Annotated in this window: 20 protein-coding genes; 7 read left to right on the forward strand and 13 right to left on the reverse strand. The window is 69.4% G+C overall.

Translation table 11 applies throughout. The annotated features are described in order from the left end of the window. From CCN29_RS12665 to CCN29_RS12675, 3 genes are all read right to left on the reverse strand, one after another. The coding region (locus tag CCN29_RS12665) for a hypothetical protein (protein WP_442538342.1) at window positions 1–1,083 on the reverse strand (1,083 nt) is incomplete at its 3' end. Between the two features lie 35 nt (window positions 1,084–1,118). Beyond that, window positions 1,119–1,511 (reverse strand): hypothetical protein, encoded by a 393-nt coding sequence (locus CCN29_RS12670; RefSeq protein ID WP_143661317.1) that lies wholly within the window; start codon window positions 1,509–1,511, stop codon window positions 1,119–1,121. Further along, window positions 1,492–2,190 (reverse strand): RNA polymerase sigma factor, encoded by a 699-nt coding sequence (locus CCN29_RS12675; RefSeq protein WP_086681790.1) that lies wholly within the window; start codon window positions 2,188–2,190, stop codon window positions 1,492–1,494. The genes CCN29_RS12670 and CCN29_RS12675 overlap by 20 nt, the downstream gene beginning before the upstream one ends. 383 nt (window positions 2,191–2,573) lie before the next feature. Between CCN29_RS12675 and CCN29_RS12680 the strand changes: the two genes are divergently transcribed. The 5 genes from CCN29_RS12680 (at window position 2,574) to CCN29_RS12695 (ending at window position 5,860) form a co-directional block, all read left to right on the forward strand. Further along, a complete protein-coding gene (locus CCN29_RS12680) occupies window positions 2,574–2,819 on the forward strand; it encodes a hypothetical protein (RefSeq protein ID WP_086681794.1) in 246 nt (81 codons plus the stop codon). Between the two features lie 58 nt (window positions 2,820–2,877). Next, the gene (locus tag CCN29_RS12685; RefSeq protein WP_143661318.1) at window positions 2,878–3,414 is read left to right on the forward strand and encodes a hypothetical protein; all 537 of its coding nucleotides are present in this window, start codon (window positions 2,878–2,880) and stop codon (window positions 3,412–3,414) included. A 77-nt stretch (window positions 3,415–3,491) separates the two neighbouring features. Next, complete coding sequence (locus tag CCN29_RS35345) at window positions 3,492–4,037, forward strand: hypothetical protein (protein WP_143661319.1); 546 nt, start codon at window positions 3,492–3,494, stop codon at window positions 4,035–4,037. 693 nt (window positions 4,038–4,730) lie between these two features. Then, window positions 4,731–5,381, forward strand: coding sequence for a helix-turn-helix domain-containing protein (locus CCN29_RS12690; protein ID WP_442538343.1), 651 nt, complete (start codon window positions 4,731–4,733; stop codon window positions 5,379–5,381). Further along, entirely contained in the window at window positions 5,378–5,860 is a 483-nt protein-coding gene (locus CCN29_RS12695; protein WP_086681806.1) for a hypothetical protein, read from the forward strand. Before CCN29_RS12690 ends, CCN29_RS12695 begins: the two co-directional genes overlap by 4 nt. Before the next feature lie 114 nt (window positions 5,861–5,974). Here CCN29_RS12695 and CCN29_RS35350 read toward each other — a convergent pair whose 3' ends face one another. Continuing rightward, window positions 5,975–6,262 carry a hypothetical protein gene (locus CCN29_RS35350; protein WP_143661320.1) on the reverse strand — a complete coding sequence of 96 codons (288 nt, stop codon included), beginning with the start codon at window positions 6,260–6,262 and terminating at the stop codon, window positions 5,975–5,977. 412 nt (window positions 6,263–6,674) lie between these two features. On the opposite strand from CCN29_RS35350, the gene CCN29_RS12705 reads away from it, so the two are divergent. Further along, window positions 6,675–7,328, forward strand: a complete 654-nt coding sequence (locus CCN29_RS12705) for a hypothetical protein (RefSeq protein WP_086681812.1) — start codon at window positions 6,675–6,677, stop codon at window positions 7,326–7,328. A gap of 14 nt (window positions 7,329–7,342) precedes the next feature. Here the strand turns inward: CCN29_RS12705 and CCN29_RS12710 are convergent, their stop codons facing one another. Then, window positions 7,343–8,011 (reverse strand): hypothetical protein, encoded by a 669-nt coding sequence (locus CCN29_RS12710; protein WP_086681814.1) that lies wholly within the window; start codon window positions 8,009–8,011, stop codon window positions 7,343–7,345. Window positions 8,012–8,425: 414 nt separating this feature from the next. Here CCN29_RS12710 and CCN29_RS12715 point away from each other — a divergent pair, with 414 nt between their 5' ends. Next, window positions 8,426–9,520, forward strand: coding sequence for a pentapeptide repeat-containing protein (locus CCN29_RS12715; protein ID WP_442538344.1), 1,095 nt, complete (start codon window positions 8,426–8,428; stop codon window positions 9,518–9,520). 194 nt (window positions 9,521–9,714) lie between these two features. Here CCN29_RS12715 and CCN29_RS12720 read toward each other — a convergent pair whose 3' ends face one another. From CCN29_RS12720 to CCN29_RS12750, 8 genes are all read right to left on the reverse strand, one after another. Continuing rightward, the gene (locus CCN29_RS12720) at window positions 9,715–10,701 is read right to left on the reverse strand and encodes a hypothetical protein (protein WP_086681817.1); all 987 of its coding nucleotides are present in this window, start codon (window positions 10,699–10,701) and stop codon (window positions 9,715–9,717) included. 123 nt (window positions 10,702–10,824) lie between these two features. Then, complete coding sequence (locus CCN29_RS12725; RefSeq protein WP_143661321.1) at window positions 10,825–11,304, reverse strand: hypothetical protein; 480 nt, start codon at window positions 11,302–11,304, stop codon at window positions 10,825–10,827. Window positions 11,305–11,410: 106 nt separating this feature from the next. Continuing rightward, window positions 11,411–11,749: a hypothetical protein gene (locus tag CCN29_RS12730; RefSeq protein WP_442538345.1), complete on the reverse strand. Its 339-nt coding sequence runs from the start codon at window positions 11,747–11,749 to the stop codon at window positions 11,411–11,413. 2 nt (window positions 11,750–11,751) lie between these two features. Further along, window positions 11,752–12,399, reverse strand: coding sequence for a hypothetical protein (locus CCN29_RS35830; RefSeq protein WP_442538346.1), 648 nt, complete (start codon window positions 12,397–12,399; stop codon window positions 11,752–11,754). A gap of 130 nt (window positions 12,400–12,529) precedes the next feature. Further along, on the reverse strand, window positions 12,530–13,399 hold the full coding sequence (locus CCN29_RS12740; RefSeq protein ID WP_086681827.1) for a hypothetical protein: 870 nt from the start codon (window positions 13,397–13,399) through the stop codon (window positions 12,530–12,532). Window positions 13,400–13,470: 71 nt separating this feature from the next. Beyond that, window positions 13,471–14,268, reverse strand: coding sequence for a hypothetical protein (locus CCN29_RS12745; RefSeq protein WP_086681830.1), 798 nt, complete (start codon window positions 14,266–14,268; stop codon window positions 13,471–13,473). A gap of 181 nt (window positions 14,269–14,449) precedes the next feature. Continuing rightward, window positions 14,450–14,590, reverse strand: a complete 141-nt coding sequence (locus CCN29_RS35835) for a hypothetical protein (protein ID WP_442538347.1) — start codon at window positions 14,588–14,590, stop codon at window positions 14,450–14,452. Window positions 14,591–14,737: 147 nt separating this feature from the next. Beyond that, on the reverse strand, window positions 14,738–15,418 hold the full coding sequence (locus tag CCN29_RS12750; protein WP_086681833.1) for a hypothetical protein: 681 nt from the start codon (window positions 15,416–15,418) through the stop codon (window positions 14,738–14,740). Window positions 15,419–15,556 lie beyond the last annotated feature (138 nt).

Genomic DNA, 15,556 nt, shown 5'->3' on the forward strand with positions numbered 1-15,556 from the left:
CGGCGCATGCGCCGGCGGCACGCTGACGTCGTTGTCCACCGGCGGGCGCAGGGCGTCTGCGGCGACTGCCACGGCGTCCGCGGGACCGGCCGGAATGCGGCCGTGTCCTGTGGCGGGGGCCACGCCCATCACCAGGGCGACGCCGTGCCGGGTCTGCGCCTCCTGGAGCGGGCCCTCCCGTCGTTCCTGGGGAGTGGTCGCCCCGTCGACTCCGAGCGCGCCGAGCGCGAGCACAGCCAGCCGCTCCGGCAGCACGTCCGCGGCGCGGGCGGCAGCAACCGGGGCCGCGGCGCCCATCGTGCGGGCGTCAGTAACGGTCTCCTGCGCGCGCAGGCTCGCGCGCCACTCGGCCAGCCGCCGCTCGTCGGTACCCCAGAGCGCGACGCGGCCGGAGACCGAGAGGTTCTCGTAGAGACGGCGGTTGCCGTCCTCGGACGCCCACAGGGCAGCGTCGGCCGCGCTGGGGAAAACCCGGAACCCGAGCTTCTCGGAGTCGTACGAGAACGTGAAGACGGCCGAGTCGCCGACGCTGGCCTCTCCAAAGAGGACTTGCCCGTCGGCATCGACGCACTTGGCGGCGTACTGGCTGACCGAGTCACAGCGCAGCTCGCTGCCCTGGACGTACTTCCGGAGCACGGGATCATCGAACAGGCTGGCCTCGTCCGACTGGCTCACGGTGACACCCGCGGTGTCGGGGCTGCTGGCAGGGCGCTGCGGGGCGAAGACGTGAGCGAGCAGGGTGCCGCCGACCAGGGCCGGCGCGGCGACAGCGACGATGCGGGCCCAGCGGGGCGGCCGCGGCCGACGGTGGGCGCTCTTGTCGGCGGGCGGCGGGGGAACGCTGCCTGCGGCGGCAGCAGCCTCGAAGCGCGGCACGGGCGGGTAGTCGACGCCCAGGCGCTCGTTCATCTCCCGGATGGCGGGGCAGTGGGTGCGGAGGATGTCCTGCACTTCCTGCAGCGTCAGGTCGGGGCAGGCTTTCATGACGCTCTTGACCGCGAAGTCCCAGGACTGGTCAGGGTTCACGAACAGGTACGTGATGCCCTCATTGAGGTCCTCGAACGTGACCGCGTCCGATCCCATGTCCTCTTCGAGGACGCGAAGGCCGTGCAAACCGTTCACTGGTTCCTATCTGGGGCTCTCTGCCCGAGGCGCATCGCAATGTTCGCTGCGATCTGCTCAAGGCGGTCGTCGTCCACGGCCTCGATGTCGGCGACACGCAGACGCAGGTTCGGGCCTGCGTTCGCGGTGCGGATGTGGATGCCGGGGTCGGTGGTGTCTTCGACGGCCGCAGGAGCTGCGGGCCGGCGGGTGACGCGGTCGGCTTCGCGCATCATCGCGGCGAGCGCGCGAGCGCGGGCTGACTGGCTGATGGGGCGCTTGGGGGTGAGGGCCGCGGCCGCCATGACCATGCGCGAGGTCTGCGGGGTGTCCGGTGCTTCCTCACCCGACAGGCATGCGTCAAGGTGCTTCGCGCGACCAGTAAGACCGCTATCGCCGAGACTGCGCATGCCTTATCTCCCTCACCCTTGCCGCCACTGGCGCCGCGTTCGTCAAGGCCTCACCCTGCCTCTCATCGGTCACTGAGAGCAGGTACGTCGCCAGGGCGCTGTCACCTTCCGGCATCAGCTTCCGCAGCTTCGCCAGGGCGCGGCACTGCAATACGCGAATCGTACCCACAGGTTTGGCCATTACTTCGGCGGTCTCTGCGGTGGACAGTCCCGAGACCAATCTGAGACGCAAAACCTCCTGTTGCGCTTCGGGAAGGGTGCTCAGCTTCCTATTCAGTGCGTGACGCAGCTCACCCCACTGGGCAACCTCGTCGGGCCCCATGTCAGTGCTCGGCATATCGAGTTGCCACATCTCACCCGTCGGCTGCTCGTAACCGCGGTTCCGCAAGGGCCGGTAATGATCACTGGAGACGGAGCGGGCGATCGACCAGATCCACGCGTATATGCCGCCGCCGGTGTAACCGCTGATGCTCTGCACCATCTTGACGAAGACTTCCTGAGCCAAGTCCTCGGCGGTCGCAGGGTCGTGCACTCGGGCCTGCATGAAGCGGACAACCGGCTCGTACAGCGCATCGAAAAGTGTTGCTAGGGCGGCCTTGTTGCTGGGGTCAGCGGACGCCTCTGCGGCTGCGGCCTCCAAGGGATGGCCGGCACTGTTCTTGCGCGGCTTGTCACCCATCCGCTCCCCCGCTCCGTTACTGATTGAGTGTCGGAACACAATCTTCCGTCAGTGCAGAGGCTGTGCGCCACTACCAATTCGCACAAGGAATCGAAACGCCCCAGAATGCGGGGGAAAGTGGAGAAAGTCCGAGTAGGCTGCTGTACGGGGCAACTTGCTGTCCGGCATTTCCGGCAATTGCTCTCGCGCGCGTAACAGTTTTATCAGCAGGGCGCCCTACACCGTTACCAGATCGAGACACGATGCATTCGGCGTGTTCACAGCCGGAGGAACGTTCCCAGTAACCGTCACCCCACCACCCACGCGGTGCACTAGCCTTGGTCGAGCCACCCCGCGCCGGTACGAGCGAACCGGACTAAACCAGATGAAAGAGGGAGGGACTCATGTCTGCCGTCGTCCTGGCGCAGCGCGTCAACCAACTCCCGTGGGAGACCTGGCTCGACGCCACTGAAACCGCCCGCCATATCGGCCTCCCACAGGACGAGACCGACAAGCTCCTGCGAGCCGCCCGCCGCAAGGGCACCGTCACGGTCCGCCGCTGCGAGACCGGCCTGCAGTACAAGCGAGTCCGCACCCACCCCCTGCCCTCCCAGCACCTGGCCCGGAAGGGGCTCGTGAAGTCGTCGTGACTCACCGGGTGAGGATGTAGTGGTGAACGGGCACTCGATCACCGCCTGGCGGACCTGCATGGTGAAGAACCTGCAGACCGCACGGCAACGCGGAGACACCGAACTCGCGGAAGGAATCCTCAGGGACCTCCGCGCGATGCACGTCGCACTCGGACACCGCCAGGCCGGGACCCGCGAGGAACAGAACGCCTACCTCATGGCTCGCAGCACTCGAACACCGCTGCCGGAGCTGGCCGCAGCAGGCATCGACACCAACGAGTGGCCACCTCCGCCCAACACCCCCATCGCCACGCACGTCGAGAACGCTTCACCGGACACCGAACGGCGTATCACCAGCCTGTTCCAGGCAGCCGGGAAGCTCTCGGACAGCCAGCCGGCCCGCGCCCGCTACACCACGGAACACCGGCCCCAGGACAACCAGCGCCACCGCGGCCGCCTGCTCGCCTGGGCGATCTGCGACACCACCACAGGCCTCCCCATCTCGTACCACGCCGAGAAGGATCTCGCCGAGTATCAGGCAGATCAGGCCTCCGACCTGTTCGAGCGCACCGTCGGAGGAAGCAGCGGCCCGTCAACGGATGGGCTGAACCGCTGAGTCCGGTCCGCCGTCCCCGCCGATCGCTGTAGGTTCCCCCGGCAACGTCATACAGAGGGGGACCCATGAAGTGGGCAATGAGCGATGACTACGCAGCACTCATCACCACAGTGATCTTGGCCGTCCTGCTCATCGGGACAGTCCAGACCTACACCTTGCTGCGGGCATGGGTGAACTCACAGGTCGAAGCGGTCAGACGAGGTGTGGACGCTCACAACCGTGTGGCGGCCGCTGTCAAGGACGGCAGAGAACCCAATGACGAGGACCTGCAAGAGGTCGTCAAGCTCAGGCGACCTCATCACGTGGTTCTGCAGGCCTGGCCTGCCGTGCTCGCCGGTGCAGTTTGGCTAGGCGTGTGCGCGACGTTGGTCGGCATGCAAATCCGAGTCCTTCAGTGGGCGGGAACTCACGAGCCTGCCACGAACCCTGCCCTGGCTGAGAAGGCTTTCTATGTCTGTAGCGCTGCCATCGTGCTGCTCGTTGCCGAAGGGCTCGTTCGGACGTTGGCTCGAGGAATCTCCGGAATCAGACAGGCCACCCAGTCCTATGAAGCCCTGGATCCACAGGAACGAGCTGGAACTCTTACCGCCATCGCTGAGTACGCCCGGAGGCGGGCTCAGTAGACCGCCGAGGCGCTCTCCGTGCGCGTTCCGCGGTCTCGTGTAGGGGGTCAGCGTCGGTCGGCCGGCACCGGTTCTGCAGTCCTGCTGGCCCGAGGTCGGCGGGGGTGCAGACCATAGATGAAGCGTGGTTGCTCCCCGATGCGGTTGCTGGAGACATACGCGCGCCTGGTCGTCCGGCGCCCTCGCCGACGTGGCTGACTTTCGGTGGCTGAGGCTGATGAGGGGTGGTCGGAGGGTGAGGGGGATAGAGCGCAGGTCGGTGGCGGCTGGGCCCTTGCCGAAACCTTCGGCGCGCGACGTTCTGCGTGCACCTGCTGGTGCTTGTGGAACCGGTGAGGCTCAGGTATCACGCGCGCGCGCACGTTATAAAGAGTGGTGGGGCCGCAAAACCGCAGGTCAACACCCTTATTACCGCTGAGTAACGTACCTCAGAGGCTACATTCGGCCGCTCGAAAGTAGCCTCTGAGGTTACGTCCGATCGAGAGATGCAATCCATAGTTGCGCGCCTCCGGCGGCCGTCCGGGCTTACAGCACCGAGTAGACATGTCGATAATTCTCGTCGTGGACGGTCGAACGTACCTCCAGGGCTACTCTCGACACGCCCCATGCCACTATGCATGGCACGTACGCAGGAAATAGTGGCGTAGGTAGTAGGGTCCCCCTCGTCTGGTATCAACCCGAGGAGGCACCTGCGTGTCAGCCCTTCCCTCCGACGAGCCGCGCCGCCAGCGGGCTCCGGCCGGCGACCCCGCATCGCCGCGGCCGAACGCTCCAGCCCCGAGCCCCTACCGCCGGTCGCGGACCGTACGAGCCAAGCCGGCCCCCGTCGTCCAACTCCCCGACGGGCACAGAGCGATCGTTGAGCGGACCCCGACCAGCACCGGGTTCCTCGGCGGCAACTTCTCCATGGACAGCCTGGACTTCCTCAAGTGGATGGCCACGTACTTCCATGACGACATCGCCTGTCTGCGGGTAGCCCTCTACCTCATGGGGACCCAGGAGCCAGGCGGCAAGATCAAGGCCACGCAGGCTGAGCTCGCCCGTGCCTTGAAGCTGAACCGGGTCCATGTCAACAGGGCGATGCGACGCCTGTATGACCTGCACCTGGTCCACATGGTCGACCGCGGCCTGTACCAGCTCAACCCGCAATTGGCGCTCCGCGGTGGCACCATCGAGGTAGAGGAGCCCGGCCGCCCGGCCCACCGGAAGCCAGCGGTCAAGAGGGTCGATCAACTGGAGCTGATCGCGGAGCTCGCCGAGGATCCCGCGATCCCCGGCGCATTCACACAGCTCTCCTTGCCGGTCAGAGAACCGAAGAGCCCGACGGAGGCAAAGGAACGATGACAGCTCAGCCGGTCGAAGAGCGCGCGCCCGAGGTGTGGGGCGGGCTCAGCGTGTTCGCATTCGTCCCCAGCGTTCCCGGTCCGGCCCTGCGCGTCCTGCTGTTCCTCCTGGGCGTACAGGAGCCGGGCGGCCGCATCGTCATCAAGCAGGCCGACATTGCCCAGGCGCTGGGCATGAAGCGCTCCGCCGTCGGGCTGAGCCTGCAGCACCTGCAGTTCGCCCGCATGGTGACCAAGGTCCAGAACGGCGTTTACGAGCTGCACCCGCAGATCGCCGGCTTCACCACCCCCGCCGAGCAGGCCCAGGCCGTCGCCAGCCTCCCCCGCGAGGACTGCCTCGACGTGGACGACTTCGAGGAGCGCTACCAGCAGGCCGTCGAAGCGCACCGGCAGGAGGTCCAGCGCAAGGCCCAGGAGCGCCAGCAGGGCCCGAAGCCGCCCGCAGACCTGGCCGCGCACCGGCGCAGGCGCGGCCGGTAGCCGGACGGGAAAACACGAGGGCCCCCGCTGCTGCGGGGGCCCTCATGCGTCTGGTATCGAAACGGAGTCTACCGGCATCGGCGGCGAAGCCGCCACGCGGCGATCGGCCAGACGTCAGGCGATGCGGACAGCCGCCCACATCTGGAAGACGCCGTCGACCAGGTGCGAGCCGTAGTCGTCGGCCAGCGACCGGACCGTGTGCAGGCCGATCACGGTGTCGTCGGGCAGGAGCGGCAGCGGCTCGTGGTGCTGCACCGCGGTGAAGACGTGCTCACTGTCACGCCACAGCTCACACAGCAGGTGGGAGCCCATCGCCCGGGTGTAGGCGATCCCCGCCAGCTCGGTCACGCACGCCTGAACCTGCCGGGTCACCACGGCGGAGGCCTCCGTCGGGGAAAGCATGAGTGAGAGCACCGTGCCGGCCACGGTCCGAGCCTGCCGCGGCGCCTCCGCGGTGGCGGCCACTGCGAAGCGGCTGCGGTGAGTGACCCCGAGGCCCTCCAGTGTCAGCGCCTTCTGCGGCACGTAGGGCAGGGGCAGAGAACCGCCGTCCCATGCTGCCGGCATATCCGGCGTCACGCTCATTACGGGGCCCTCCGTACAGCAGGGGAGTAACGGACGGCAGCACAAGGGCCAGGGAAGCGATCAATAGTTCACTTCCGTGATCATGGCGCCACGGTCCGAAATACTTCTATACAGGTTGTTGAGTGTCAACGATCGTTGAAAAGCATGCAACTATGCTGGCCACAGGGCCGCCGCTACCGACCACCCCAGCAGGTCGTCTAGCTCCATCACCCAAACCAGGAGTGAACCAGTGAGCCAGTCCCACCCTGCCCTCGGCGAGACACTCGACCGGATCCAAAGTCTCGCTGCGGACCGCGGCCAGACCCTCCACGACGTCATCGACCCCGAAGGGCTCGCCGACGCCATCGCCCTACCGATCGAGGTTGTCGAAGCCCTGCTCAATGGCGAAACGCTGCCGCCGGACGACATCGAGCAGCGGGTGTGCCAGCGGGTCCACGCCCTCTACCTGGCGTGTATCGCCCGCACCGGCAAGCGCCCCACCGACGTCCGCCGGGAGATCCAGGCGCACCTTGGCCGCAGCCACGAATGGGTCCGCCTGCTCTGCTACGGCAGGAAAGTCCCCAACGTCGGCGACCTCCACAAACTCCGTGACTTTTTCGGGGTGTCCGACTCGTTTCACTTCACAGATCCAGCCAGCCACGCCCTGAACAAGGCGCTGCAGCCGTACCTGCGGCAACTCGAAGCGGAGTCCGGCTCGGTCCTCGCCACCCTCCTACGCGACTTCAATGCCGCTTCCCTCGCCTACCGCGGCCAGGTGATGAACGTGCGGGAGGAAGCCATCGTCACCACCGTCTTCACCGCCCTGATGAACCCCGGCGGCCTCCTGGCAGATGCCGTGAACGCCAGCGGCCCCGGACCAGTGGCCGGGGCCGCAGCGGGCTGACGGAACGCGTGAGCTCAGGCGTCCGCCCGCTCTCGCTGAGACATCGACCGCCGCCACTCCCGGCACCCCGTCCCCCGGCAGGCCGGCCGCTTCTCCCCGTTCCCGCGGTATCCGGCCGCCGTGCCACATGCCGGGTTGGTATCGCCGAGCACGCACAGGGACCACGCGGCCTCGTCCAGGTCCTCGGCGAAGGCCGCATCCCAGTTCGCGCGCCCGTACACCCGCGAGAGCGACACCCCGACCTTCTCCGCTGCCTCCGCCACCGGCGCCCCGGCCGACACGAGCTCGACCAGCCGTGTCCGCTTCTCCGCGGGAAACGCCTCCTCGGCGAGCGCCCGCCGCCGGTTCCTGCTGTCCACGCCGTGCGCGTGCACGCACTGCGAGCAGCGGCACCCGACCCGGTACAGCGTCGCCGGGGCATACCGGTCGTGGTCATACGAGACCTTGATCCGGCGGCTGGCCAGCCGCTTCAACTGCTTCCCCGTCCAGGTGTACTGACGGCCCCCGCGGCGGTGCGGCTGCACCCGGCTCCCGGGAAGCCACCCGTAACCCGCCATCCCGGAGACGCTGGACGGCGCGAGCTCCAGCAGCGCGGCGAGCTGCCGCACGGTGTAGACCTCGGCGGGGTCGATCCGGTCGGCGTACTCGGCCAGCGGATGGGGACGGTTGGTGATGCGGGACATCCCTCGGATTCCTTTCAACTCGCCCCGCGGACGCGGGAGGCTGAGGCCGGTGAGGTAGGGGGAAACCCCCGCGTGCGCGGGGAGCAGAGACCGCGCCGCATGCCCATGAGGCAAGGCGCGGGCACCCCCGCAGCGGCGGGGAGCAGGAGCACTCAGCCAGTCCGGTGAGGCTCGGCAGGGACACCCCCGCGTGTGCGGGGAGCAATCGGCACCACTATGACACAGGCCACCGTCACGGCACGGGTGAACGACGGACGTCACCAGCTAGACGCCCGCAACCAGCCGCGCCCCTTGCGAGTCTTGACGTCCATGAACCCACCCGATCTCCGGCGTCTTCGGCGACGACGTCGGCGACAGGCCGCGCGCGGTCTACGCCTCGGGACCGTCGTGTCCCTGGCCTTCATAGCCGCAGCCGTGGGCGCCGCCGCCGTGTTCTACGCCGGCTGGCACCTGCTAGGCGTACGCGAGTTGAAGCCCGAACGGCGCATCGACTCGTCAACGCTGTTCGATCTCGTCAAACTCGCCTTCGGGGCGGTAGCCGGCACGGGCGCCCTGGTCGCCCTGGTGGTGGCCTACCGCCGCCAGCGCGTGGACGAGGACGGCGCCCTGCGCGAGGCCACCCGCCTGCACACAGAACGCTTCACCACCGCCGTCTCCCAGCTCGGCGACCCATCGGAAGCCGTCCGTCTCGGTGGCGTCCACGCCCTTGCCGGACTTGCCGACGATGCGCCCACTCGTGATCTGCGCCAGACAGGTATCGACGTGCTGTGTGCTTACCTGCGGATGCCCTACATCGCCGAGGGCGACCTACCTCCGGACGATGTGGAAGCCCGCCACAGCTTCCTCGCCCTACGAGAAGTCCGGCACACCATCATCCGCATCATCCGGGACCACCTGCGCCTGCCTGCCGACCACCCCCACTCCTGGCAAGGGCACGACTTCGACTTCACAGGCGTCACCTTCGACGGCGGGGACTTCTCGCAAGCCACGTTCTCGGCAGGCACGGTCTCCTTCCAGCAGGCGAGATTCCCCCAGGCCGCCACCGGTGCCGGGGCGCCAGTCTCCTTCATCGGAGCCGTGTTCTGCGGTGCCGATGTCGACTTCTCCGGGGCAAAGTTCGAGGGCGGCAAAGTCAGCTTCAAACATGCAAAATTCTCAGGCGGCCGGGTCCTCTTCGCCGCCACTGAGTTCTCCGCGGGCTACGTCGAGTTCTCACACGCGCAGGTGTCCGGGGGGGAGCTCAACTTCGCGGTGGCCATCTTCACGGGGTGCGAGGTGTCGTTTCCCGGGCTCGTAATGACTGCAGGCCTCATCAGCTTCGTGGGCGCGATCTTCCGGAGGAGCGCGGTTCGTTTCCAGAGAGCCCTGTTCTCCGGCGGCATCGTCACCGTGGCCGGGCAATTCATCGGTGGCGGTCTCGACATGAGCCAGGCGCAGAGTCCGGCACCTGGGTGGCTTCCTGCCTCCGTGCCTGATGGGGTCCGGTTGCCGGACGCCTGGAACCGCTGATCAGTAGCGGGCCGGCCGGACGGCGTCGCCGAGCTCGGCGCGCGCAGCCCGCTCCACTCGGGCATGCTCGGCGCCTGTCGATCGGTTCAGCGGTCATGGGTGAGGTGCCTCTCTGGCATCGGTGAAGGGCGCCGGCGGACTGCACGGCTCCCCGCCCCCGCCCGGACTGGCGCCCGGGCGAGGACAGGCAGCCGTCAGACCGTGGCGCGCGCCGCGTACTCGGCGATGGCCTGGGCGCACGCCGCGGAGTCCACCGCCACGCTCGACCCGGGCTCACCCGCGTACAGGACTTCCTCAGCGCCGAGCGCGTCGACCACGGTCAGCGTCCACGGCTCGGTGCGGGCGCGCGCGGGCTGCGCGACGCTCTGCCCGGCACGGATGGTGAAGTACGGGCCCGTGAACATCTCGGCCCGGCGGGTGCCCGCGCGCACGGGCAGCACCAGGAAGGTGCGGCCGCCCTCGCTCTCCTCGTAGGCGTCCCGCCCGTACGCGGCGAGAGCAGCGGTCAGGACGTCGGCAGCGGTCGGCGGGACGCGCAGGGTGGTGGGCCGGAGCTCGATGGGCCGTCCGGGCGCCTGGATGAACAGGCGGCCGGCCCCGTCGCGGAGCACCGTCACGCCGGGCGCCCGCATCCACGCGTCGAGCAGTCCCGCGGCCTTGCGCTGCGTCAGCCTGCGCCGGATCTCGTCTGCCTCGCCGGGGGCGAGGATCGCCTCGTACTGGCGGGCGACGGCGATGTCCTCGGCGCGGCCGGTGACCGGCTCGGTGTCCTGGAGCGGGATGTGCGCCCGGTGCAGGTTGAGGATGTGCTGCTGGCACCAGTCGACTTCCAGGGCTGCGGCTTCCTCGGCGACGGTGGCGGCCGCGGCCAGGGCGTGAGCGTGCGGGAGGCGCCGGTGCATGTGGTCGAGCGCGGAGGCCTCGCGGGCGATGCGGTCGTTGCGGCGGGGATCCGGCGGCAGCAGCGGCAGAAGCGCGCGGTGCTCGGCGAGCTGCTGCGTGGCGTTGTCCATGAGGCCGCGCAGCCGGTTCACGCCGTGCACGGCACCGGCGCGTTCGGCGGCCGCCGCCTGGAGGTGCGCGTTGAGGTCGGCCAGCTCCTCCTGCATGCGGCGCTTCTTCACGTTGATCCCGGCGAGCGTGGGCCGCTCGGCGAGGATGCCGGGGGTGATTCGGGCCATGACTGTGCCCTTTCTGGTGGTGTTTGGGAGCGTTCGTTCTGGCCGTCTCGCTCGTGACGACCAACTAGAAAAACGTATGCCACATCAAAGAACGGTCGCAAGGGTGCGTCCGCAGCAGCCGAGTCAGCCCGCAGAGAGCCGATCTGGCAGGTTCAGCGTCTCCGCTGCCGTCTCCGCCTCTTCCTTGCTGCGCACAGTCCGCGCGGGGACCCGGGTCCACTCGTCCACGACCAGCCACAGGTCACCGAACGGCAGGTCGGACTCCGCCACCCGGTACCGCGGGCCGGCCGTGTCCGCCGGACGGTCCGCCACGTAGACGTCCCACCCGTCGGACGGCACCGTCACCGCGAACCCGGCGGCCGCGAGCACCGACGCGAGTTCCTTGCTCTTCTCCTCGGCGACCGGCGCACCGGTAAGCGCACGCTCCCGGTCGTCGTACCAGCGCACGAACATCCGGCGCGGCTCCTGCTGGTCGAGCGACATCACACGGAATCCGTCGACCGCGCCGTACGACACCGCGGGGTACGTCTTGCCGAGCAGCGCCGTCACCCGGGCCGCCAGGTCCACCGACCCGGGCACCATCCGGCGCGCAGTGCTGGTCATGCTCATCACTCCTCATCTGCTGTGCAGGGGGAAGGGGGACCGGCCGGGCGCGGCGGCCGCAGGAAGGACCCGCGCGCCACGCCCTGGCCGTGAAAGAGGGCGGCCGCTACTGCCGCTCGCCCGAGGAACCGGGCCGCTTGACGATCCTCTGCAAGTAGTCCTGCAACTCCGGCGGCCCGTCGGGGTACAGCGCCCGGTACTCCAGCGCCTCCCGGCAGAACTCGGTCAGCTTCTCGTCGGGGAAGCGGTGACCGATCGCGGCCGCGCACTCCCGCGCCAGCAGGAACCGGCCGTGCAGCCAGTCCAGCACGGTCCCCTCCTCCCACTCCGCCGTGGGCCACACCGCCGCCCAGTCGTACCCGGCCGCTTCGAGCGCCAGGGCGTACGCGACCATCTCCCGGGTCACGATGTCGCCGAGACGACCCCGCTCCTTCGCCGTCGCCACCGCTACGCCTCCACGCCACTCGTCGCCAGCACGTACACGTGCGTCCGCGGCTCCAGCCCCGGCGCCACGCCCCAGTCATCCCCCGAGGCGTACGCCCAGTACCGGGCGTAGAACCGGCCCGACGGGCGATGCCACGACACTTCCACCTGCTCCTGCTCCTCCAGCATCACCGCCAGAGCCTCCCGCATCTGCCACAGCGGCAGCAGCGCCGGAATCCCTACGGCCTGCTCCTCCCCGGCACGGTCCGCGACCAGGTCCCGCAGACTCCAGAACCCCCCGAGGTCCCGGGAGGACACGAACGGCAACGCGCCCTCCGCACCCGGCGGCAGGTCCGCCATGTCGTCGCGGCTGCGGACCGGCCGCCCGGGCAGCGTCTCCCCCGGCGACACGTACCGGGGCACGAACGACGACACCACGCCGGCCCCCGTCGTGATGAGCTCCCGCACGTCCTGGTCGCCGACGCCGGGCACGGAGCGCTGCCGGGCACGCAGCAGCGGCGCCCACACCGGCCCGAGCTCACGGCGCAGCGTGACACCGGCGAGCGGCTCCAGCGGCTCCATCCGGTCGCCCTCCCAGAACCGCACCGGAACCGGCCGCGGGGAAGGACTAGGGGCGGCCACCGGTGCGGGCGGCGCGAGCGTGGTCAGCATGGTCAGTCTCCTCAGGTGGATGGTGCAGGGGCACGGTGCGCCCTACGCCCGGCCGCCGTACGGCCGAGGGGAGGAAGCAGCGGGCCGGCGCCCGGGACGCGAGCGTGCGCGTCCCGGGCCGGGCGGGCTACTAGGCGGCCGCAGCGGGCCGCAGGATGCGGATGTTGCGCCACCACGGGTGACGGCTCGGCTGGAGCTCGTATCCGGCCCTACGGAGCTCGTAGTCGTAGGCGCGCGAGTGGTGAACGGCGTGACCGTTGAACTGGTAGAGGAGGGCGCCCAGGTGCGCATCCGGCGCGGAACCCTCGGGCAGGTGCTCGGGCAACGCGGGCCGCATGTGCACCTCCCAACCGATGTGGGTGTACTCGCTCTGCAGGAACCGGCGGACCGTGTGGGCCAGCGCCCACTCTTCACGCCGCTCAACCGGGGGCCGCACGACCAGGTGGTGAAGCGTGCCCCACTCCGGCCGCTCCGCCCCCTCCCCCTCGTGCACGGTCTCGACGTCGAACCCGGCGGCGTACAGCGCGGGCCGCGCCACGTCACTGATGGACAACTGCCGGCAGTTCCAACCACCCACCACGTCAATACGGACCGCACCCGCGTACGGGGTGACGTCGAACAGGGCGTAGCCGGGGGACCCGTCGCGCTCCAGAACGTGGATGGTCTCCTTCACCATCGGGTCGAGCGGACCACCCGGAGCGCGGAACACGTCGCCGTCCCACGTGTACTCGGTGCGCTGCCACCCCTCGGCGGTGAGCACATCGCGCGCGGCCCGGTTCATCGTCCGCCACTCGTCCTGAGCACGAGCCCGGAAGACGGCGCCCATGTGGGGGCCGGTCCGCCCGTCTAGCACCGGCAGGACCATGACCATCCCGCCCTTCTCCTCACGCACCTGGTAGCCGCGGGAACCCTCCGGCGGGGTGCCGTCGATGACGGGCAAGGAAGCGGCGGACAGGATCTGAGTAGCGAGCACGACGGGCGACGACTGCTGAACGGACACAGGAAACCTCCAGAAAGAGACAGGGGAAGGGGGGCCGGGGCGCGGCGCGCGCCCCGGGCCGGCGGGCGGGCTCAGACGCGGTCAACGACGGTGCGGGCGATCCGCCGCCACTCCTCGATGCTGGACAGCGGGAAGTACCGGACCCCTCCGCCGAGACCGTTCTCGAACCGCGCGGTGGCGACCGCTCCGAAGGCGTGGCCCTCGATGCCGGGGCCGACGAGCTCGAACACGTATTCCGCGCCGCCGATCTGACGGGACCAGTCCCACAGCGACTCCGGCGACGTCGGCTGACGCATCCCGACGGGGAACAGCCCGTACGCCCGGGCGGCCTCCACCAGCACCTGCCGGGTGTCGTACAGCGCCATGTACGGGATCGCCCGCCGTACGGCCGCCAGGAACTCCGTCACGGCCTTGTCCAGTTGTTGCCCGTTCGCCGCGCCGTTGATCGCGGAGGACAGGGCCCGCATCGCGTCGAGACCCGCGTAGTGCGCCCGCTCGTTCGCGGCGCCGAAGATGCTGCGGTCGTCCGTCTCGAACCGCACGGTGAGCGTCGTCACCGCCATGAGCGCCGGGTGGTCGAGCGTCGCCCCGTCCGGCTCGTGCCAGAACCGGGACACCTTCTGTTCGACGTCGGTGAGGAGATCCCACGTCCCGGACGCCGCGGCGGCTCTCAGCGACACCTCGGCCTCACCCAGGGCGTCCATGAACGCCTGACGGTGCGGGCCCTCACCCCGGCGGGTGTACATCGGCAGCAGCGCATCCCGCAGAGCGGCGATCGTCTCGCGGCTCCCGCGGTCCTCCACGGCGCGTACGGCGCCCTGCACGGACGTGATGAGCGCGCGCAGTTCGGTACGGGTGACGGTGGTCATGGTCGAGTCCTCCAAGGGACGGGCGAAGGGAGAGCGGCGGGCGGATGATTGCCCGGCAGGCACGGTTACGGCGCGCCCTGCATTCGCCCGCGACGAGAGCGCCGACGGGCGAGTGCGGGAAGCGGCGGAACGAGGAGAGGGGGCCGGGGCGCGGCACGGTCACCGCGCCCCGGCTGACGGATCAGCCCTTGATCTCCAGGACCAAGAGGCAGAACAGCGCGAGGGCGCACGCGGCCAGGGCGGCACAAACAAGGAGTTGACCGTTGCGGTACTCCCGTCGGGTCACGGGGCGCTCGCGGTCATCAGGGGTGTTGCTGGACATACGGAGACCTCCAACGGTCTAGATGGGCGGGGTGCTCGTGCATCCCCGCACCGGGCCGCGAACCGGCGGCTGCGGCTCGATGCGGGCACCACGGACAGCAGCGGCCAAGACCGGGGCACGGCACGAACACCGCGCCCCACGGCCGGCCTAGTAACCGGGGCACACCACGTCGTCGGCGTACGCGTGGATCACGTCCGGGGACGCGGCACGGGTAGCGACCTCCCTGCCGACCTCCACACCGACCACCAGGGCCCGCAGGAGTCCGGCCAGGGCCTCAGCGCCGACCCAGCACGTCATCACGTCCACCCGCGCGTGCCGGGAGGCGTCAGTACGGCCCAGGCCCCGCGGACGAAACGCCATCAGCCGGTCGGGCCGGTACAGCGCCGGGTCGAACATCGCGGCCCCCTTGGGACGGGTGACGACCCGCAGCGGCCGCTTCAACCCGAGCACCCGGCCCCGCACCGACCTGAGTACCGACGCGGCGACGGGAGCGGCGAGTCCGGACCCACGCACCTGGAACACCGAGCGGCCGGTCAGCGCGTCCATACCGGAGACGATGTGGCCGCTGCCCAGCAGTCCGGAGGAGAACGTCAGGTAGGCCATGCCGTCCCTGGAGCGCAGACGGAGCGCCATCCCCTCCGGCACGTCCTCCAGGGCGATCAACGACTGTTCCAACTGGCCCATCAGCCAGTCGTGCTCACGGCGCGTCTCCGGCGTCCCGCGCTTCAACAGACGGGCGGTCACCTCCCGGACGCCGTACTCCTCACCGACGCGGAACGGGTCGAACGGGATGGGCGCGAACGGCTCTTCGGACGAGAACAGGGACACGGAAGTCTCCAGAGGGCGAAACAGAGTCAGGGAAGGGGCGGGTAACCGCCGGGAGCGCAGCCCACGGCACAACAGCGGGGCACGGCGCTGAACAGCGAAGAGAGGGTGTTCGTGGAACCCGTGAGACCGTCTTACGCG

The sequence above is a fragment of the Streptomyces pseudogriseolus genome (assembly GCA_002154585.1).
Taxonomy (GTDB): Bacteria; Actinomycetota; Actinomycetes; order Streptomycetales; family Streptomycetaceae; genus Streptomyces; species Streptomyces pseudogriseolus.